A 239-nucleotide genomic window follows, 5' to 3' on the forward strand; every position below is an offset into this window, starting at 1 on the left:
GGTATAAAGGGTGCGTAGGCGGCGCGATAAGTCAGGGGTGAAATATGTCGGCTCAACCGACAAACTGCCTCTGAAACTGCCGCGCTTGAGGTCGGGAGAGGAAGGTGGAATTCCAGGTGTAGCGGTGAAATGCGTAAATATCTGGAGGAACACCAATGGCGAAGGCAGCCTTCTGGTCCGATTCTGACGCTGAGGCACGAAAGCTAGGGGAGCAAACGGGATTAGATACCCCAGTAGTC

At 54.4% G+C, this 239-nt stretch carries 1 rRNA gene; it reads left to right on the forward strand.

Features of this window, described 5'->3' with window-relative positions:
* Positions 1-239: ribosomal RNA gene (locus tag ACTHSL_RS14155) — 16S ribosomal RNA — on the forward strand; the annotation flags it as partial.

This window comes from Neisseria sp. P0008.S010, assembly GCF_051962715.1.
GTDB classification, from domain to species: domain Bacteria; phylum Pseudomonadota; class Gammaproteobacteria; order Burkholderiales; family Neisseriaceae; genus Neisseria; species Neisseria elongata.